This window comes from Amycolatopsis coloradensis (assembly GCF_001953865.1).
Classification (GTDB): domain Bacteria; phylum Actinomycetota; class Actinomycetes; order Mycobacteriales; family Pseudonocardiaceae; genus Amycolatopsis; species Amycolatopsis coloradensis.
In genome coordinates this window covers 343,139-358,689 of the sequence record NZ_MQUQ01000005.1, presented here as the reverse complement: position 1 = coordinate 358,689, position 15,551 = coordinate 343,139, and the positions used below count along the sequence as shown (strand labels likewise).

Below are 15,551 nucleotides of genomic sequence, written 5' to 3'. Positions count from 1 at the left end.
CGCAGCGACTGTCGCTCACTGCGAGTTGAGCTCAACGAATCGGCTCTGCAGCACCGAAAGAGGTTCGCCGACTCCAGTGACAACAGCGTCACGGTCGACGTCGAGGAGTGAGATCGCGCTGCCATCCCGCTCATACCGTTCTCTGTTGGCCTTGTGCTCTACAACGCTGTCACGAGCAGCTCGTTCGGCATCTTGATAGTCCTTCGCGCGAGCTGCGGCGCCCTCGGCAAAACCGTTGTATGCCTTTACGTCCTTGTCGAGACGCTCAATCTCTCGCCGAAGCTCCGGCAGTTCGGACACCCTGCCATCGAGGGTGTCCAGACGTTCGATCTTCCCCTCCAGTGACGCGAGTTTCCTGTTTAGCCTCGTTTCCGTGTCGGCGTCCGCCGAGTCCTGCCTATCGAGTTCCTCGATCTGTTCACGAAGTTCCCCATCCGCGGTCTCGATCTCTTCGATCGCCTCGCCATATTCTTCAATGGTCTTTTCCAGCGCGTCCAGGTGGCCGGCCGGGCAGTCCCGCAGCAGGGTCTCCAACGTCCCCAGAAGTATCCGATCCGCCTTCGCCTGATCATGAAGTGCGACGATTCGCTGATCCTGTTCCTGACGCCGCAGTTCTCGCTCCGCTCGCGCGGACTCCGCGGCGGCCAAATCGAACAGCGCCGGATCGCTGGGAACCACAAGCCATTCGGGTGCCGCCGTACTCAAGGCTTGCTGCATCTGTGTAGCGGTGCACACCGTCACGTGGGCAACAGTCCGCCAGTCGTGGGATGCCACGGCGGCACGTGCGACTGCGGCGTCGACATCAGCGACGACCACACCAGCGGCGAGTTCCGCGACATGAGCGTTTGTCAGCACGCTCACTCGTTCAGACTCGGGCACGAGGTCACGCAACAGCTCCCACCCAGGACGTGCCGGCACCCCTTTGTCGACGAGCAATTCGGCGGCACGTTGTGCATCGCGAGTAGTAGGTAGGAAATCGTCAGCGCGCAAGCCGTCCAGCGCGCGATCGTCATCCGCCGCGTCGACACGAGTGTCCACAATGGCCGATTCAGCGGTCGAAGCCGCACGTGTTAAGGTCGCGCGTAGATCCGCGGCTTCAGCCCACAGGTCGAGCCGCCCGCCTTCTTCGAGCTGCATCAGTTCAGCAAGCCTGACGTCGGTTGCGAGCGCGTCGACACTCACGGCGAGCTTTTTGTGGTCCGCAGCCAGGTGATCCCGTTCGGCCGCTTTCACAGCGCGATCTTCCGCCAACTTTCTCCGCTGTTCGCCCAACAACTTACGCAGCGGCGGCCATTCGTTCCGCCGCTTGCGTACTCCGTCAAGTTGTTTGCTGGCTTCACGTTTAATCGCGCGCGACTCGGCGAGGACGACTGCGGGAACGGCATCGACGTCCGGCAGATCGGCTCGGTTCACCGCGGCTTCGACCTCTTCGCCGATCTCTATCACCTGACCACGTAAGCTCTCCGCACGCACCCTGGCTTCAGTGGCGAGTTCGCGGTTCTTCTGCACTCGATCTGACTCGCTGTCCGCGTTCGAATTGGCCTCCTCAGCGACCGCCTTCTCCAGTCCCTCGGCGACGCGCTCGTCGTCAGCGAGTTCCCGGTAGCGGGCTTTCAGGGTGGCAGCGGCGTCATCCCGGCCTGCCCGCAGCGGCGCTGTCTCCCTTTCCTCCGCAACCATCTGTACGCGCACGTGTTCTGCCTGACGTTCCGCTTCCATAAGCTCGGCTAGCGGCTCGACGGCCTCCCAGGCCGAGTTCTCGTTTTTGGCGCTATCAGCCGCGGTCGTAGCCTCGGCACGTGCTGCCACCGCGGTGGCGTGCCGATGTTTGGCAGCGATCCTGAGCAGCTCGTTCGCGGTGTCGTTGACACGATTGCGTTCGCGGTCCAACGCGTGGGCTTCGTCGCGTAGGCGCTTCTCCTCCCCTGCGAACCACTCCTTGTCAATCTCCTGAGCTGACGCCGCGCTCCGGAACGCGCCAGCGAGACGAGCAGCTGCATGCCGCACCTCGGCTGCTTCGAGGGCCGCGTTCGTAGCATGGCTGTGTCTTTCGGCCAGCACATCGAGCTTGCCCGCCATCTCGGCGCAGAAATCGCGATCGACAAGCAGATCCGGCTTGCGGCCGATGACGTCGATGACCTTCCGAAGGTTGGCCGCCACGAGGTCGGGTTGCGCGCTGTCGACGGTCAGGTCGATCAAGAAGTCGATGAATTTGTCCGTTGATGGGAAGTTGAACGGCTCGGCGACCCCGCCTTCCGAGTGGTTCATTTGCTTCTGGTAGCCGAACAACGCAGGGTCGAGATTCCGTGCGGTGAGCGTCTCCATCCATTGGCCGCGCTGGTCAGTGATCGAGAACAGGAACTGTTGTGGTTGCGATGCCGCGATCTCACGCAGCGACCGGACAAAATCGGACATCGGCCTTATCCGGTCCGTTTCGTCGTGAACGGGCAGGTGGGCGAGATCGAGTACACCTGGCACCGCGAAGAAGGTGTAATACCAACCCTTGAGCTTGTCCCGGTCCCGGTCGGGGTCGACTGGCTTGCGCCGATCGACCCATTCATACACCGCGCCAGTGATGAGCCGCGGCGGTGGCAACAACCCGCCATCGGACTGCGCCACCCACTCAGCGACCGTGTGGCTGGTGTCGCCGGCAGCGACGTAGTCCTCCAGATAGCGCTTGACGGACCTCCCCATGAAGTCCCTTCGCAAGGGCAGAAGCAGAGCGAAGAAAAGGGACAGCAGACTTGATTTGCCACCCCCGTTGCGCAACCAGAGAATCGAGTCGATCGGTTCCTGCTGACCAGCCATTTCGGACGATGACATATCGAGCGTAAGGTCGGTGAATCGTGCGGCCCGGTCACCGACGCTCGCCAGCCGCAGACGTGACAGTTGGTAGGTCACTACGCCCCCGCCCCCTCAGCCGGGTAGTCACCGCGACGGATCGCGGCCAGCAAGTCGTATGTGGCGTTCCCCGCGAGTTCGCCTGCCTGGATTCGAAACCGTTCGAGCAGCTGGAAAACCTCCGGTCCACGAGCAGGTGCGGGCCGGGCGAGTCCTTGGTCGACCATCCAGGTGAGCACATGTGCGACCCAGTAGGGCGACGATGCCGAAGACCGGCGTGCCTTTCTCTTTCCCTTGTCGGCCTTGTATCCGGGAGACAACCGGTCGTAGGTACGCCACGCTTCCTCGAACGACTCGTCCTCCCTTGACGTCTTTTCCGGTGTTCGTTTGAGCTGATCGCACATATCGCGGACGAAGCGTTCGATCTCATCGACAGACACCCACCGCACGCGGTCGTCATCGAAGTCGGCCGGAGTCGGGAATGCGTACGCCGCGATGGCGACGCTGACGAGCCCAACCAGCAACCGCTCTCGCACACCACCGACATTCGGGAGATCCGAAACGTGATAAGCGAACACCGACTCTCGGCGTACGCCGAGCACCAATCCGAGATCCGAGTCGGACAGCACCTGCGCGTCCAACCCGTCGAGGATGCTGTCGACCGCGTTCCGGAACTCCACATCGGCGCGGTAGCGACCGAGAAGGGTCCGATAGTCGGAGTCGGCACCGGGGCGTGTCTTCGGACGCAGGGCGCAGCCGATGAGCACGCCCACATCGGCGAGATCGCGCTGGCTGAGGGTCATGATGCCTCCCGATCACCTCGTACGGCCACCGAATACGTCGCTGCCCATCGTGCGAGTGCTTCCTCGTCGTCAGCCACGATCAGGTCGTCACCTGACCAGCCGGGCACGGTGATCCGCGTGCCGTCGGCGTCCACCACCGCCGTCTGCCCGAGAACACGAGCAGCCGTATCTACCGCCGTGGACACGTCCTGCGCCGTCTCGGGTGCGTAGTTCCACAGCACCGCGAGGGCAATGAGCCGTTCGACCGCGTGGCGATCGACCCCGTCCGTCAGGTCTGCCACCCGAACCGCGAGGAGGAGATCGGAAAGACGCGCGGGCAACCCGATAGCGTCAACCACATTGGCGGCAGCGGCGAGAACTGCCGGGGGCACAGCAGGTGGATCAGGATCGCCGAGTTCCTCTTCGGGCGCCGGCGGTTCCTCCGGTGTGGGTTCGCGACGTGGCGCGAGCAGATCATCGACCAGGTCGGCGAAGCGGACCATCCGTGGCACCCGGGTGCCTGCCAGCAGGATCGCGAACGTCTCAGCAGGGTCGACCGCGTCGGCGGCAGGCATCATGAGTAGCGGGACGAGCACGCCGTCTGTGATGTCGGGGTTTCGCAATCCACCGACCGGCCGAAACGACTGGCGCGTCTGCTCGTCAAGGAAGATGATCCGCGCGCTGACCAATCTTCCATGTAGCTCGGTGTGCCGCTTACGGCACTCCTCGAGCAGACCCGCGATGCGGGCAGCCGCCGTAGCCACCGCGGGTTCCGCGTCCGCGGCGTCCAGCGCACCGCGGACATGGTCAAGCAGCCTGGATTCCGCCGCGAGCCGTTCCTCGAGATGCGCGCGGTTGCGCTCCAACTGCTCCGGCACGTGCTCCGCCCACTGGGCGAGCACCGTCCGAATGTCCCGCACCGTGTCTGCCAGGAGCGTCCGCAGCTCGTCGGCATAGCGAACGGAAAGCAGTCGTGATCGTTCCGCCGCCTTCTCCGCCTGCCCGAACGCTCCTCGTTCGAGTTGCCGGGCGAGCATGAGTTCGACCGCGGCCTGCTCGTCCTCGACGTCGAACTCCAGTCCGCCGACCAAGGCGTTGATCGCGTCCGTCGATGCACGGAGAACATTGATGCCCCTGGAGTGATCCTCGTGTTCGGTCAACAGCCGAAACTCGGCCGGAATCAGCCGATGACGAACGGATCCGTCGGTGTCACGGCCGAAGATCGAAATCTGATAGCTGTACGGCGCTTCGCGTTCCCGCCGATTCAGCAGCGCGTCGACGACATATCGCGCGACCGCACTGTGTTCGTCGGCGGGACGGTCCGGATGAGCGTTCGCGCCCAGCGCACCGAGCCCAGCGACAACCTCGTCATAGGTGACTTCGTTGTCGAAACCCTGCCTGGCGATCACCGTGTCGATGGCTGCCAGTGCGAGCGTCACAACGTCGTAGCCGTACGCTCCCCATGACTGGCGTGTCGCGTTGTCCGCCGCGTCGGCCACAGGCCGAGTACGTAGGAGTGCCCGCACACGATCGCCAAACGACTCGTTAAACGCAGCGCGTCCCACGGCCGAGACATCACTCACGTGGCGTCACCCCCTCGGTGTGCCTACGCCTGACCGCAAATCGACTAGCGGCACAGAACACAACATCACGTCGGCCATCGACGCCCAAGCATTACAACAGCTCGCCACTCGATCTGGTGAACCCGTTATTACTATCGGTTATCACGCTCGCGGCCGTTTGCGCCAACACCAGCGCAGAACGGGTTGTTGTTGATTCACCTCTCTCGGTGATCACGACGCACTACGTTGAGCGACGGACGGTTCGATCGACGGAGCAGAGTCTGACGTTGATCCGTAAGGCGGATGCACGACAATCAGCGATTATCCGGTACTCGCACACCGTCGAGATGTTCAGCCCGCCTTTCATGGACAAGGTCCGCCGTACGCGGCGAGTATTCGAGGTCCAGCCTGACCGGCCACTGCCGTGAGAGGAAGACCACGAGCTGCAACGGGTAGTTGCCGGAGCATCTTGATGGCGTTGCCGTATCGGCATCCTCGACGAGGTGCTGCCCGATGTGCTCAACACTGTCTACGGGCTGCCCGAGCCGATACCGGTGATCCGGATGGCCGAAAGCGTCTGGTCGGCCTGCACCGAAGCGTTCTACGTCGGCGACTTCGATGCCGCGACGACGATGCGGTGGCGCGACGGTGTCGGCGCGGACCTGCGGCGACCGCTGAACGTGGTGGCCGAATTCGGCGCGGTCGAGTTGACCGTCGGTCGGCCCGATCCGGTGTATCGGGCCGATCTGAACCGTGACTGGGACCTGGAGCCCCACGAACCCGCGCCGTTGCCGTCAGACGCCATGGACCGGCTACGGGCCGGGCTCGACCCTGACGGTGGTCCCGTGGAGCTGATCTCGCTCACGCCCCTGGCGACCTGGGCGGTACACGCCCAGCTGCTGCGCGCGGGTCGCTACGCACCGCTGGTCGGTGAGCTGTCCGAAGCTGAACCCGCACAGCTGCTGGGCATGATCGCCGAGCACTACAGCCCGGAAACGGCCGAGGCGGAGATCGCCGAGTGGCTGACCACGCACGGCGGCCAGGAGCGCGGACTGCCCCGCCTGCTGGACGGGGTGCGCGGCTGCCCGTTCCGCATCCGCGCGGCCGCGATGCTCGACGTGCTGGCCCAGACCATCCCCGACCGGTCCGCGTTCTTGCACGAATTGCGCGCGGACCAGCAGCTAGGCCCCATCGTGACGCAGATGCTGATCGATGACGGCGAAATCACTGTCGACGAGCTCGCCCCGGAGGAGGGGCTGCGCGCGATGACCGAGCAATTCCTCCACCTGCTGGAAATCGGCGGCTCCGCCGCTATTACCGGCGCGCTCGCCGAGATCCCGACCGGCCAGGCGCGCGAGATGGTGGCGGCGCTGCTGGCCTCCGGCCACCCCGACCTAACCGGCCTGGACGAGCTACGCAACCTGGCCCAAGCTCAGCTCGGCGAGGGTCGCCCTCGGCACGCCACCGTGCATCCTCTGGCCGGAATGTCCCGATCCGACCAGCGCGACAAACACAAGCGGCGCCGCTGATCACACCTGCGACGCCGGTGCCGACGACACCGGATGCCGGGCAAGAACGGTTCCCCTCTGACCAGGCATCCGGAGGGGTGCCATCGGAACTGTCGGTGCCCTCTCCATAATGGGATCGTGACCACCGACCAGGAGCCTCAGCCGTTCGCGCACCTGAGTGCGCCGAACGCGGCGCTCTATCGCGACGTCCTGTTGACGTTCGCGCGGGCGAGGGACCGGTTCATCGTGCACATGCGGCCGGAGGACGTCGCGGCCGACCTGGGCAGGCCGGGTGACATCGAACAGGTCGCGGACGCGCTGGACAAGCTGGTCGAGTGGGGCAATCTGCGGGCCGATCCCGACACCAGCCGGGTAACCAGTGTCGCCGACTTCCATCGTGCCCGATATCTGTACCAGCTCACTGCGGCGGGCCAGGCCGCGGAAGAGGCACTCGCGGTTTATGACCAGGCGCTGGGGCGCCGGGGTTCGCTGCAGTCGGTGGCGCTGGAGGACATCGCGGCGCAGCTGCGAGCGCTGGTGGAGCTGGCGGGGGCGCGGGAGCTTGACCCGGCGAAGGTGCATTTGCTGCTGCTCGCGCTCGCCGAGCGGTTCACCGGACTGGCCGACAACGCGCAGGCGTTCATGGCGTCGCTACGTCGTGTCATCGATTTCGCCGACGGGGACGTGGAGGCGTTCGTCGCCTACAAGCAGCGGCTGATCGACTACGTCAACCGGTTCATCGCCGATCTTGCCAACCGGGGTGCGGAGATCGCGACGCTCCTGGGCAAGATCGAAGAAGCCGGTGTGCGAGAGCTGCTCATGGTGGCCGCGAAACGCGACGCGGTCGATGTCGCGCCTGATGATCACGAGAATGCGGCCGCTATCGAGAGTTGTTACGACACTTGGCGAAATCGGTGGCGGGGGCTGCACGACTGGTTTGTTTCGGCCGATTCTCGCCGTCAGTCGCAGGCGCGGCTGCTGCGTGGGGCCGCTGTCACGGCGATCACCCAGCTCATCGACACGGTGGCCGCGCTCAACGAACGTCGTTCCGGGCGTTCCGATCGCTCGGCGGATTTCCGGACGCTGGCGCGGTGGTTCGCCCAGGCCCCGGACGACGACGCGGCGCATCGGCTGTGGCGGACGGCGTTCGGGCTCGGTTCGGCGCGGCATCTCACGGTCGACAGCGAAACCGTTGCCGCGTGGGAGGAAGAGCAACCCGCGCCGAGTACGCCGTGGCGGCAAGCGGCCGGGGTGCACATCAGCCCGCAGTTACGCCGGACAGGATCCTACGAGCGGCGCGGTCAGCCCAACCGGGTCTCGGACCGCGCGGAGCAGCGGCGGATCCTGGCCGAGCAGGCGGCTCTCGAGACCGAGCAGGTCGCCGCGGCACGTGAGCGGCTGGCGACGCCGGGACCGACACGGCTGTCCGCTTTGGGAGAACTCGACGCGCGGGCGTTCCGGCTGTTCCTCGGCCTTCTCGGTGACGCGCTCTCGGCCCGGGCACCTGGCGATCCCGTGGTCCGGACCACCACGAGCGACGGCACGATGGAGGTTCGCCTGACCCTCGTACGGGGTGGCGGAACGGTGAGCATCGACACCGAGGACGGGACTCTCCGCGGGCCGGAGCATCTGATCGAGATCATCGACCTGACCGGAGACGGCCGGGTGGAGGCGATCGCGTGACCGTGCTTGGCGAGGAAACCGCCGCGCAGAAGCGAAAAGCTTTGCGGGCGCTGCTCGCCAAGCCGTTGCTGACCGCGGGGGCGGACGACGAGGTACTGCGGTTGGTCCGGCGCCATGCGGCGGACCTGCGTGACTGGCTGGCCACGGAGACCGGCTGGCGGCTGCTGGTCGGCGCGGAATCCGCGCGCTTGTTCAAAACCGCGCCGACGCTGACCGACGCGACCCATCCGGCGCGAGACGGTAAGGGCAAACCACCGTTCGGCCGCCGCAGGTACGTCCTGCTCTGCTTGGCACTGGCCGTTTTGGAGCGAGCCGACGCGCAGATCACCCTCGGCCGCCTCGCCGAAGGCGTGCTCGCGGCCGCGGGTGAGCCGGAGCTCATCGACGCCGGGGTGTCGTTCACGTTGAGCAGGCGTGACGAACGTTCGGATCTCGTCGCCGCGGTCCGGTTGCTGCTCACTTGGGGTGTCCTCGAGCGTGTCGCCGGCGAGGAAGACTCCTACCTGAGCGACAACGGAGACGTCCTGTACGACGTCCAGCGCCGGGTGCTGGCCGCGCTTTTGACCAGTGGCCGAGGCCCCTCGACGGTCAAGGCCGCCGATTTCGAAACCAGGCTCGAACAACTCGCCCACGAGCCCGTCGCCGACACCGACGACCTGCGCAACCGGGCGTTACGCCACCGGCTCACCCGCCGCCTGCTCGAAGATCCGGTGGTCTACTACGAGGAGCTGGCCGACGACGAGCAGGCGTACCTGGCCAGCCAGCGCCACGCGATAACGCACCGGATCGAGGACGCCGTCGGCCTGGTCGCCGAAGTCCGCGCCGAGGGCATCGCGATGGTCGATCCCGACGACGAACTGACCGACGTGCGGATGCCCGAGCAGCGCACCGACGGCCACGTCACCCTTCTCGTCGCCGAGTACCTCGCGGCGCGGAACGGGCCCGTGCCCGTCGAACGGGTACTGGCGTATGTCAGGAAGATCGCCCGCGAGCACGCCACCTACTGGCGTCGCGGGGTCACCGAAGAAGGTGCGGACGAGGAACTCCTCGCCATCGCGCTGCACAAGCTGCGCGCACTGCGCCTCGTGGAGGATTCCGAAGGGGATCCGCCGATGGTGCGTGCGCTGCCCGCGATCGGCCGCTATCGGCTCGACGCACCCACCATTCGGGAGAGGAAGACCGGGAAATGACTTCGCCCGTCCCGGACAGGGCCCGCTGGCAACCACTCCGTGCCGGCCTGGTCGACCTGTTCTACTACGACCTCGAAGAGTTCCACTTCCACGACGGCCGTTTGTTGTTGCGCGGCAACAACGGAACCGGCAAGTCCAAGGTGCTCGCGCTCACCCTGCCGTTCCTGCTCGACGGCGAGTTGTCGGCACACCGGGTGGAACCGGACGGCGACCGCAACAAACGCATGGAATGGAACCTGCTGCTCGGCGGGAAACATCCGCACAACGAACGCCTCGGCTATACCTGGCTGGAATTCGGCCGTGCCCTTCCCGACGGAAGCGCCGAATACCGCACGATCGGCTGCGGGCTCAAGGCCGTCGCCGGACGCGGCATCGCCAGGCATTGGTTCTTCGTCACCGACCAGCGCGTCGGCCGGGACCTCTCCTTGGTGAGCCCGACCAGGGTGGCGCTGACCAGGGAGAAGCTCAAGGACGCCGTGGACGGGCACGGCCTGGTGTACGACACCGCGTCGGAATACCGTCGTGCGGTGGACGAAGCCCTGTTCGGACTGGGGATCCACCGCTACGAAGCCCTCGTCAATCTGCTGATCCAGCTTCGGCAGCCGCAGCTGTCGAAGAAACCGGACGAGAAACTGCTGTCCCGGGCACTCACCGAGGCACTTCCGCCGCTCGACCCGGCACTGGTGGCCACGGTCGCGGAAGCGTTCCGTGGGCTGGACGAGGAGCGGGAGACCTTACGCGCTCTCGCCGAAGCGAAGACGGCGGCGGAACAGTTTCTCGGCCATTACCGGCGCTACTCCCGGATCGCGGCCAAACGCCGGGCGGCTCCGGTGCGGCACACCCACAGCAAGTACGAACAGCTCGGCCGCGAGCTGGGCGAAGCCGAGGCCGCTTATGAAAAAGCGACGGTGGCACTCGAAGAAACAGAAAGACTGCTCGGCGAGTTGACGACGGCGAGGACCCGGCTGGAGGCACGACGTGCCGCGCTGCAGAGCAGTCCGGAAATGCGGGACGCCGAAAACCTGAAACAGGTGGGAGGAGAGGCCGACCGGCTTAGCAAGTTCGCCGCCGAGCGAGAGCGTGACCTGACGTCGGCCGTCGGCAACCTGCGGCGCCGTGAAGAGCAAGCCGAAACGGCACGGCGAACGACCGCCGCCGACCTCGCGGTTTTGGAGCAGGCCAAGGACATCGCCCAGGAAGCCGCCGAGGCGGCCTACGTGGCCGAGGGGCATGCCGCTGTCGTCGCCGACGAAGATGAGCGTGCCGGGCAGGCGCTCATCGAACGGCAGGGCAACGCTGTCGACCAGCTGCAGCGGCTGCTCAACGCCGCGACACAATCCGAAGCCGCGTTGCGTTCGGCACGCGAAAGCGTGGACCGGATCACCGCCGAACAGCAGGGCGCCGCTGAGCGGATCACCGTGGCCGAAGCAGCCATCGTCGAGCACGGTGCGGCACTCGTCGACGCTTACCGCTCCTATGCGGCGAGCACGGAGCAGATCAGACTGTCCGATGTGGACGATCTGCTCGACGCCCTTGACGCGTGGACCGAGACCCTCGCGGGCGCGAATCCGGCCGCGTCAGCCGTGGAAGAAGCGGTGCTGCGGGCGACCGCCGAATTCGGTCGCAGGCAGGCAGCCCTGGACGCCGAACGAACAGCGGCGGAGAACGAGCGACGAGCGATCGCCGATGAGATCGCACGGCTGGAGGCAGGCGGGCATGACGCTCCGCCAAGGCCGTACACCCGTGACGAAGAAGCACGAGTCGACCGCCCTGGCGCTCCGCTGTGGAAAGTCGTGGACTTCGTCCCCGGCGTCAACGATGAGCACCGAGCCGGACTCGAAGCGGCTTTGGAGGCCGCGGGCATTCTCGATGCTTGGGTGACCCCGGATGGCGGGCTGCACAGCAGGTTGACCGGCGACGTGGTCGTCAAGCCCGGTATCGCCGCCCCGGCAGGCGGCCTCACCGCTGTGCTCGCACCGGCGATCGATCGGGCCGATCCCCAAGCCGCGGCCCTGGCCGACGACGTGGTCGAAACGGTCTTGCGCGCGATCGGTCTCGGGCCTGGTGCGGACACCTGGGTCGCGGTGGACGGCAGGTTCGCCGTCGGCGTGTTGAGTGGAGCGTGGCGCAAGGACAAGGCCGGCTACCTGGGCGAGGGCGCACGCGAAGCCGCGCGCAGGGAACGGATTCTGCGATTGCGCGAAGAGGCCGCCCGGTTGGATCGGCACCTTGCCGAGCTGGCGGACGCCGTGGACAGGCTGACCGCCCAGCGAGCCGCCCTCACCGCTGAACACCGGGCTCAGCCGAACGACAACGATCTCCGCGACACTCATGTCAAACTCGCCGGTGAACACGAGTCCAAACGCCGGATCGACGTCCGCCTCGATGAAGCCGTCGTGGTTTCCGGCGAATGCTCCGACGAGGCCGAACAGGCTCGCGAAAGGGTCATCGAGTTCGCCGGCGATGTCGGTCTGCCAACGGATCTCGAGGAACTGGCTCGGGTTCGCGGAGCCCTTGGTGACTACCGGGTCGCCTTGGCCGGGCTTTGGCCCGCGGCGCGGGCACTGGCTCGGGCCCGCGCGGACGCGGTCAAGGCGGAAGACGAACTGCTGGCCGCTGCCGAACACCACGGCGAAGCGCGGGAGTCGGCCGTCAACGCCCGCGCCGAAGCCGAGATCGTCGCGGAACGCCACCGCGTCCTGGTCGAGACCGCGGGTGCGGGAGTCGATGAGCTCTACCGGAAGCTGGCCGCGGTCGCTACGGACCTGGATGAGCGAGAAGCCCGCGAAAAGCAGGTGCGCAGAGACGAACAGGTCGTGCGCGAAGAGCGGGGTACGGCCAACGGGCGGCGCGTGACGCTTCGGGAATCGATCGCGACCGCCGTGGCCGAACGTGACCAGGCCATCGGTGAGCTGCGGGCCTTCGCGACGACAGGACTGTTGACGACGGCCATTCCCGAATTGGACTTTCCCGACCCTGACAAGGAATGGGCGCCCAATCCGGCGGTCGCCCTCGCGCGGGCCATCAACGCCGCGCTGGACGGCGTGGACGACGCGGACCGGCCTTGGGAGCTGGTGCAGCAGCGCGTTTCGGCCGAGCACAAGCTGCTGACCGACGCGCTGTCGAGGCACGGCCACTCGGTCGGCATGACCGTGCGGGACGGGATCATCGTGGTCGATGTGCTGTTCCAAGGGCGCACTCAGGACATTCCGACCCTGGTGGCCGCGTTGGAGGTGGAGAACGAGCAACGGGCGAACCTGCTTTCGGCGAAGGAACGCGAGATCCTCGAGAACCACCTCATCAACGAAGTGGCGGGAACGCTGCAAGAGTTGATCGGCAACGCCGAGGACCAGGTCCGGTCCATCAACGGCGACCTGGAAGCCCGGCCGACGTCGACCGGAATGCGCCTGCGGTTGCAGTGGCGTACTTCGCGGACGGCGCCCGACGGACTCGATCGCGTGCGGGACCGGTTGTTACGGCAGATCGCCGACGCCTGGAGCGCGGAAGACCGGAACGCCGTCGGCCGGTTCCTGCAGGAGCAGATCAACCGCGAGCACGCCGAGGACGCGGCGGGTGGCTGGGTCGAACAACTGACGCGTGCGCTGGACTACCGGAGTTGGCACGAATTCGCGATCCAGCGCTACCAGGACGGACAATGGCGGTCGGCGACCGGCCCGGCTTCCGGCGGCGAACGGGTGCTCGCCGCGTCGGTTCCCCTCTTCGCCGCGGCGTCCTCGTTCTACTCGTCTTCGGCCAATCCGCACACGCCACGTCTTGTCGCGCTCGATGAAGCGTTCGCCGGTGTCGACGACGACTCACGGGCCAAATGCCTCGGCCTGCTCGCGGCGTTCGACCTCGACGTCGTGATGACCAGCGAACGCGAATGGGGTTGCTACCCGCAGGTGCCCGGTCTGGCCATCGCGCAGCTCGCCCGGCGCGACGGAATCGACGCCGTGCTGGTGACGCCCTGGCGATGGAACGGCCGCGAGCGGGTCCAGGAGCGACGGCCGATCCCGTATGTCCCGAGTGCCTGATGGCCGATCTTGACCGCCTCCGCAGGCTCTTGGGCGGTGAAGAGACGGCGTGGCTGCTCGATCGCTTGCGCAGAAGGATGGTCACCGGCAAGCCGTTGAGCGGAATCGTCACCCTCGGTTCGGCGACACAGGACCAGCGCAGGGCCATCGAGCGGTTGCTCGGCCGCCGGGCCGGTACCGGTAGCTCCCTGAGCGTTTCTCTCGATGAAGTCGACGCGGTGCTCCGGCGCAGCGGTTCGGCACCGGACGGGCTCGCCGACGCGACCCGGCTGCTGATCGGAACCGTACCGGACCGGGCGACCGAAGCCGCGGCATGGGCGGCGGCGTACCTGCCCTTGGACAAGCTGGTCGCACGACGTCCGGCTTTGGTGACTTGGCGCGGCTGGTTGGACGCCACCGGCCTGGTCCGGAGGTTGGCTTCCGATCCGGGGAGCGCTTCGGCGTTGATCACCGCCGCGGTCCGCGTACTCGCCGAGCTGCCCTCGGAGGGCATCGCGTTGGGCCGCCTCGCGGCGGAAACCACGGGCGACGCGCACGGCCTGGACGACGGGCGCCCCTTGGCGACGATCGTCCTCTCGGCGGCGAGAGTCCTCCGTGGCACACCACCGGCGGGAGACGGAACGGCGGGCGAACGCCGTACTTCCTGGGCGGCGGTCGGTGTGCACCGCGACGAGCTGTCGTCGTCCGTGTTGTGCCTCGGTTTGCCCGGCGGCGGCGAGACGGTGACGGGCCGGATCCTCGCACTGGCCAAGGAAACCGGGGAACCCTGCGTTCTGACCTTGCGTCAGCTGTCACTCGCTGATCTCGGAGCCGGAGGCGAGATCGTGTCGGTCTGTGAGAACCCGATAGTCCTGGCCTCGGCAGCCGACGAACTGGGCCCCCGCTGCCCTCCTCTGGTGTGCGTGAGCGGCCAGCCGTCCGCTGCCGTGTGGCGTCTGCTCGACCTGCTCATCGCGGACGGTGCCCGGTTCAGGTATCACGGTGACTTCGATTGGGGTGGCATCCGGATCGGCAACACACTGCGTGGCCGGGTCGCTTGGCAGCCGTGGCGGTTCGACGCCACCACGTATACCGCGGCGACGGCGACCGGTGGCGAGCTGACCGGCAGGCCGGTGGAGGCCACCTGGGACACCGGACTCCGTGCGGCGATGGAGCTGCGCGGCCTGCGCATCGAGGAAGAACTGATGTTGCCTGCCCTGATGGACGACTTGCGAGCTCTCGCCGATTCAGTCGGCAGCCACTGAAGTGTCCGCCGGCGGCAGGGCGGGCATGAGTGCTGGAACGATGTCGGGCTGCCTGCCATGAGCCCGGGCGTGCTGGAGCCACCCTCGGGGCAGCCAGCCACCCGTCACCAGTTGCGGATGCTGAGGATGTTGATTGAGAGCCCAGATCACGAACAACAGCTCCGCGTAGTCCGACTGCAGAAGCCACGAGATCGGGCCACTAGCGCTGTCCCCGGCGAAATGCAACGTCGCCGGAGCCACGATGCTCGCCGCGGTCATGGCGCTCCAGCGCCACCGAAACACCTGTGGCGTGTACAGGTAGAAGCCGTAGCTGCTGGCATAGACGGAACCTCGATCCATCGGCACCCATCGAGGAACGGCAGCCGCCTGCGCCGCCGCGCGCGCCCGGGACTTGGCGACAGCCCCACCGATCAGCGATCCGGCGACCAAACCCAACCCCACCGCCCCAGTGCCGACGACCATCGGCGTATTGACCTGCCAGCTTCCATTTCCCAACGCCCGGAAATCGGACAGGATGAATTGCCCGACGGCCCACAGCCGCTCATCATCGGCGTTGACGGCCGGAAAGGGAGCGAGCACTTCCGGTGTCAGGCTGAGGTCGTGTCCACCCGCGACCATGGCCGCGAGATAGCAGGTGTACCGCAACGCCTCGTCGCGCTGGGTCCACGGAGGAGGACCAGTCGACGTCGCTTTCTTCCGCCCCATTC

9 protein-coding genes are annotated in these 15,551 nt (G+C 66.6%); 5 read left to right on the top strand and 4 right to left on the bottom strand.

Annotation, left to right across the window (positions count from 1 at the left end; all coding sequences use genetic code 11):
• Window positions 1-15: 15 nt before the first annotated feature.
• The 3 genes from BS329_RS11250 to BS329_RS11240 are packed head-to-tail and all read right to left on the bottom strand — an operon-like array spanning window position 16 to window position 5,122.
• The gene (locus tag BS329_RS11250; protein ID WP_076159027.1) at window positions 16-2,901 is read right to left on the bottom strand and encodes a coiled-coil domain-containing protein; all 2,886 of its coding nucleotides are present in this window, start codon (window positions 2,899-2,901) and stop codon (window positions 16-18) included.
• Window positions 2,901-3,644: a hypothetical protein gene (locus tag BS329_RS11245; protein WP_076159024.1), complete on the bottom strand. Its 744-nt coding sequence runs from the start codon at window positions 3,642-3,644 to the stop codon at window positions 2,901-2,903. Before BS329_RS11245 ends, BS329_RS11250 begins: the two co-directional genes overlap by 1 nt.
• Complete coding sequence (locus BS329_RS11240; protein ID WP_076159021.1) at window positions 3,641-5,122, bottom strand: hypothetical protein; 1,482 nt, start codon at window positions 5,120-5,122, stop codon at window positions 3,641-3,643. Before BS329_RS11240 ends, BS329_RS11245 begins: the two co-directional genes overlap by 4 nt.
• A 566-nt stretch (window positions 5,123-5,688) precedes the next feature.
• Here BS329_RS11240 and BS329_RS11235 point away from each other — a divergent pair.
• From BS329_RS11235 to BS329_RS11215, 5 genes are all read left to right on the top strand, one after another.
• A complete protein-coding gene (locus BS329_RS11235; protein WP_076159019.1) occupies window positions 5,689-6,714 on the top strand; it encodes a hypothetical protein in 1,026 nt (341 codons plus the stop codon).
• A gap of 117 nt (window positions 6,715-6,831) precedes the next feature.
• A complete protein-coding gene (locus BS329_RS11230) occupies window positions 6,832-8,376 on the top strand; it encodes a TIGR02677 family protein (protein ID WP_076159016.1) in 1,545 nt (514 codons plus the stop codon).
• The gene (locus BS329_RS11225; RefSeq protein ID WP_084749579.1) at window positions 8,373-9,566 is read left to right on the top strand and encodes a TIGR02678 family protein; all 1,194 of its coding nucleotides are present in this window, start codon (window positions 8,373-8,375) and stop codon (window positions 9,564-9,566) included. The genes BS329_RS11230 and BS329_RS11225 overlap by 4 nt, the downstream gene beginning before the upstream one ends.
• A complete protein-coding gene (locus tag BS329_RS11220) occupies window positions 9,563-13,600 on the top strand; it encodes a TIGR02680 family protein (protein WP_076159013.1) in 4,038 nt (1,345 codons plus the stop codon). The genes BS329_RS11225 and BS329_RS11220 overlap by 4 nt, the downstream gene beginning before the upstream one ends.
• Complete coding sequence (locus BS329_RS11215; RefSeq protein WP_076159011.1) at window positions 13,600-14,844, top strand: TIGR02679 family protein; 1,245 nt, start codon at window positions 13,600-13,602, stop codon at window positions 14,842-14,844. Before BS329_RS11220 ends, BS329_RS11215 begins: the two co-directional genes overlap by 1 nt.
• Here BS329_RS11215 and BS329_RS11210 read toward each other — a convergent pair.
• The gene (locus BS329_RS11210; RefSeq protein WP_076159008.1) at window positions 14,827-15,549 is read right to left on the bottom strand and encodes a hypothetical protein; all 723 of its coding nucleotides are present in this window, start codon (window positions 15,547-15,549) and stop codon (window positions 14,827-14,829) included. The genes BS329_RS11215 and BS329_RS11210 overlap by 18 nt on opposite strands.
• Window positions 15,550-15,551 lie beyond the last annotated feature (2 nt).

Coding starts and splice junctions, on each gene's coding strand:
- BS329_RS11220 (WP_076159013.1), top strand. CDS start 9,563: ATGACTTCGCCCGTCCCGGACAGGGCCCGCTGGCAACCACTCCGTGCC.
- BS329_RS11210 (WP_076159008.1), bottom strand. CDS start 15,549: ATGGGGCGGAAGAAAGCGACGTCGACTGGTCCTCCTCCGTGGACCCAG.
- BS329_RS11215 (WP_076159011.1), top strand. CDS start 13,600: ATGGCCGATCTTGACCGCCTCCGCAGGCTCTTGGGCGGTGAAGAGACG.
- BS329_RS11245 (WP_076159024.1), bottom strand. CDS start 3,644: ATGACCCTCAGCCAGCGCGATCTCGCCGATGTGGGCGTGCTCATCGGC.